Source organism: Amycolatopsis pittospori (assembly GCF_013870525.1).
In the GTDB taxonomy this organism is placed as follows: domain Bacteria; phylum Actinomycetota; class Actinomycetes; order Mycobacteriales; family Pseudonocardiaceae; genus Amycolatopsis; species Amycolatopsis pittospori.
Window position 1 is genome coordinate 1 of sequence record NZ_JACBXD010000187.1, and the last position, 3,672, is coordinate 3,672.

Consider the following 3,672-nt stretch of genomic DNA (forward strand, 5'->3'; position numbering starts at 1 on the left):
ACACGCCCGAGTCCGGACCGCCGTGGACGCCCGCCGCCGGGGAGCCGCCCTGCACGCCGCCGTAGCCGTGCGTACCGGCCAGGACGGGGGTGCCGGAGACGGCGCCGGAGTTCAGGTGACCGCCGCCGATGTTGCCGACACCGCTGAACGACGCGCTGTTGTGCGTGGCGGTCGGCTTCATGCCGAGGGATTCGGGGCCGAAGCTCGGGGTCGAGCTGTCGACCTCGCTCATCTCCTTGGTGTAGGCCTCGAGGAACCTGGCCTGCTCCGCCCGCACTTCCTTGTCCTGGTCCGCGAGCGGCTTCTGGTCGGCGATCATGCCGATCGGACCCGCCGCGAGGGCCTGGCCCATCGCCTTCTCGGGGCTGTAGTCGGTCGGCTTCGGCATGAGCTTGACCTTGGTGGCCGCGTCGGCCTGCTTCTGCAGCCTGTCCGACATCGTGTTCGCGGCTTCGGAGGCCTGCGAGCCCGAGTTCGCGATGGAGACCAGCGCGCCCTGGGCACTGGCGGCGCCCTGGCCGATCCACGCCGCGCCCAGTTCGGAGATCGCGTTGTAGAGGTCGTTCGAGGCCTGGTTCAGCTGCGTGCCGTGCGAGCTCCAGGACTGGCTGATGCCGGTCGCCGTGCTCGGGTCGTTGCCGAGGTTCGCCTGGTTCCACAGGTCCTGGCTGGACTGGGCGCTCTCCCAGTTCGGCGGGTTCGTGATCGCGCGGTCGGCGCCGATGTCGAAACCGTCCGAACGGCCGCGGGCGGAGGAGACGATGTCCGCGGACTGCGAGTTGTCGCCGAGCTGGACCGGCGTGTTGCTCTGCTCGCCGAAAGAGTCGGCGCTGTGCTTCGGTGCCATGGCTTTCTGACTCCCCCTCAGACGTTCCGGAACGGCTCGGCCGCGGCCTGGTCGATCTCGTGGTACCTGGCCATCGCGGTCACGATGCCGGACTCGGCGGCCTCGTACTGCTGGAAAAGGTTCTGCAGCGCGGCCGCGTACGAGTCGCCGCCGCCGTCGGCGCGGTTCGCGACCTTCGCGGCGATCGCGTTGCCGACCGGGTTGTTGCCCAGCTTCGGCGCCTGGGCGAGGTCGCCGGAGCGCTGCAGCAGGGACTCGATGGCGTCCTTGCCGGTGCGGATCTTGTTCAGGACGGTCTGGGCCGCGTCCGGGTCGATCCCGACCTGACCCTGGGCCGCGGCGTTCTTGAACGCGTTCGCGTCCGCCAAGCTGTTCCCCATCTGAGCTCTCTCCGTTTCCCCCGGGCCAGGCCACGACGGCTTTCGTGGCGAAGGTCTTCGCATAGGTTAACGCACTTGATCGCAGCCTATGACGCGTTCACCGTGCTCAGGGTTCCGCATTCCGGCATTCCCGGGCAAGCGGTTCTCAGGACGTGTAAACGTGCGGGTCCAGCGTTCCGATGTAGGGCAGGTCCCGGTAACGCTCCGCGTAGTCCAGGCCGTATCCGACTACGAATTCGTTCGGGATGTCGAACCCGATGTACTTGACCGGTACGTCGACCTTGACCGCTTCCGGCTTGCGCAGGAGCGAGACGACCTCCAGCGAGGCCGGGTTGCGGCTGGCGAGGTTCTTCAGGAGCCACGACAGCGTGAGCCCGGAGTCGACGATGTCCTCGACGATGAGCACGTCGCGGCCGGCGATGTCGCGATCGAGGTCCTTGAGGATCCGCACCACGCCGGACGACGAGGTCGCCGAACCGTAGGAGGAGACCGCCATGAACTCGAGCTGGGAGGGAAGAGGGAGTGCCCTGGCGAAGTCGGTCATGAACATCACCGCGCCCTTGAGCACGCCGACGAGCAGGAGGTCTCCTTGCCCGGCACCGGGGCCGTCGGCCGGATAGTCCGCGGCGACCTGCGCGGCCAATTCGGCGATCTTGTCGTTGATCTGCTGCTCGGTGACGAGCACGGAGGCGATCTCGCCTTCGTACACGGGACGATCCCCTCTAGGTGGTGGACTGGGGTGCTTCGACCGAGAGCCTGCCATGCGCCCGCTTGGCCACCAAGTCGCCGGGTAGCCAGACCCCGCCCTGGCCCCGCCAGTTCCCCACCAGTGCGTCGACGGAGCGCAGGTGGGCGTCGGTGAGTTCGCGGACTCCGGAGTCCAGCAGCCACCTGCGGAGCACACGACGGCGCAGCGCGGGCGGGTCTGTCGCGAGCACCGCGACGTCGAGCCCTTCCTCGGTGAAAGCGCGCAGGTAGACCTCGTCGGCGAGTGTGTCCAACGCCTCGGTGTCCTCACGCAGTTGCGCCGCCGTGCGGGCCAGCGAGGCCGCGACGCCGCCGGAGAGGACATCCTCCAGAAGGGGCAATACTTCCGTCCGTAACCGGACACGGGTGAACCGCGGATCCGCGTTGTGCGGGTCCTGCCAAGGTTCGACGCCGAGGGCACGGCACGCCTTCCGGGTGGTGACGCGGGTGACGGTGAGCAAGGGCCGCCCCCAGGGCGGGTCGTGCGGCCGCATCCCGGCGACCGACCGCGGTCCCGAGCCCCGGCCGAGGCCGAGCAACACGGTTTCGGCCTGGTCGTCGAGGGTGTGGCCGAGAAGGACGAGACCATGACCGTCCGGGAGCGCCGAGCGCAGGGCGCGGTAGCGAGCCCTGCGGGCGGCCGCCTCCGGTCCACCCGCGCCCTCGACAGTCACCTTCAAGACTTCAGCGGTGTCGACGCCCAGCTCACGAGCGGTGTCGGCCGCCTTCGCCGCGGTTTCGGCGGAGCCGTCCTGGAGACCGTGATCGACGACGAGCGCCCGCACCTTCAGCCCGGCGCGGGTCCCGACGAACGCCGTCGCTTCGGCCAGCGCCAGCGAATCCGCGCCGCCGGAAACCGCGACGCAGACCTCGTCCCGGGGATCGGCCGACTTGAGGAAATCCCGCACGGCCGTCCGCACGGCCGCGATCGCCGGATCCGGTCCGCTCACCCGTGCAGGCGCCGCACCCAGGCCGCCGGATCGGTGATCTCGGCGCGGGTCGGCAGCGTGTTCGGCGACGTCCAGACGGCGTTGAAGCCCTCCATGCCGACGGCCTCGACGACATGCTTGGTGAACTTCGCGCCCTGTTCGTACTGGCGCATCTTCGCGTCCACACCGAGCAGGCTGCGCAGCACGCGGTCGATGAGCCCGCCGCCCTTGCGCCGCGCGGTGAACCGCGAGCGGATCAACTCGACGCTCGGCACGACCTGGGGGCCGACGGCGTCCATCACGAAGTCGGCATGCCCCTCCAGCAGCGTCGAGAGCGCGAGCAGCCGGTCGAAGACGGCGCGCTCGCTGGGCGACTGCAGGAGTTCGGCCAGCCCGGCGCCGCTCGCCTTGCCCTTGCCGATCTGCTTGATGGTGTCCGGAAGGCGTCCGACGAGGTCGCTCAGCCCGTCGGCGTCGCGGCCGGCGAGCCCGCCGATCAGCCGCTCGACCTCGTCCGCGAAGTAGTCGCGCAGCCAGGTGACCGCGGTGAACTGCAGCCGGTGGGTGCATTCGTGCAGGCAGACCCAGAGCCGGAAGTCGTGGCCGGGAACGTCCATCGCGCGCTGGGCGGCGACCACGTTCGGCGCGACGAGCACCAGCTGTCCCTTGCGTTCCGGCCCGCCGAACGGGTCGTACTGCCCGAGCACTCGGGAGGCCAGGAACGCGAGCACCAGACCGGTCTGGACACCGGCGCCGGAAGCCAGTACGG

General features: G+C 69.8%; 5 protein-coding genes. All 5 read right to left on the reverse strand.

The window, feature by feature from the left end; all coding sequences use genetic code 11:
• On the reverse strand, window positions 1-847 hold an 847-nt coding region (locus tag H5J31_RS39505; protein WP_407925094.1), incomplete at its 3' end, for a WXG100 family type VII secretion target.
• 17 nt (window positions 848-864) lie between these two features.
• Window positions 865-1,227, reverse strand: a complete 363-nt coding sequence (locus tag H5J31_RS39510) for a hypothetical protein (RefSeq protein WP_181777766.1) — start codon at window positions 1,225-1,227, stop codon at window positions 865-867.
• Between the two features lie 145 nt (window positions 1,228-1,372).
• Window positions 1,373-1,936: a hypoxanthine phosphoribosyltransferase gene (hpt, locus tag H5J31_RS39515; RefSeq protein WP_061985572.1), complete on the reverse strand. Its 564-nt coding sequence runs from the start codon at window positions 1,934-1,936 to the stop codon at window positions 1,373-1,375.
• 13 nt (window positions 1,937-1,949) lie between these two features.
• A complete protein-coding gene (tilS, locus tag H5J31_RS39520; protein WP_181777767.1) occupies window positions 1,950-2,924 on the reverse strand; it encodes a tRNA lysidine(34) synthetase TilS in 975 nt (324 codons plus the stop codon).
• A partial coding sequence (locus H5J31_RS39525) for a zinc-dependent metalloprotease (RefSeq protein WP_181777768.1) occupies window positions 2,921-3,672 on the reverse strand: 752 nt, incomplete at its 5' end. The genes H5J31_RS39525 and tilS, both read right to left, overlap by 4 nt.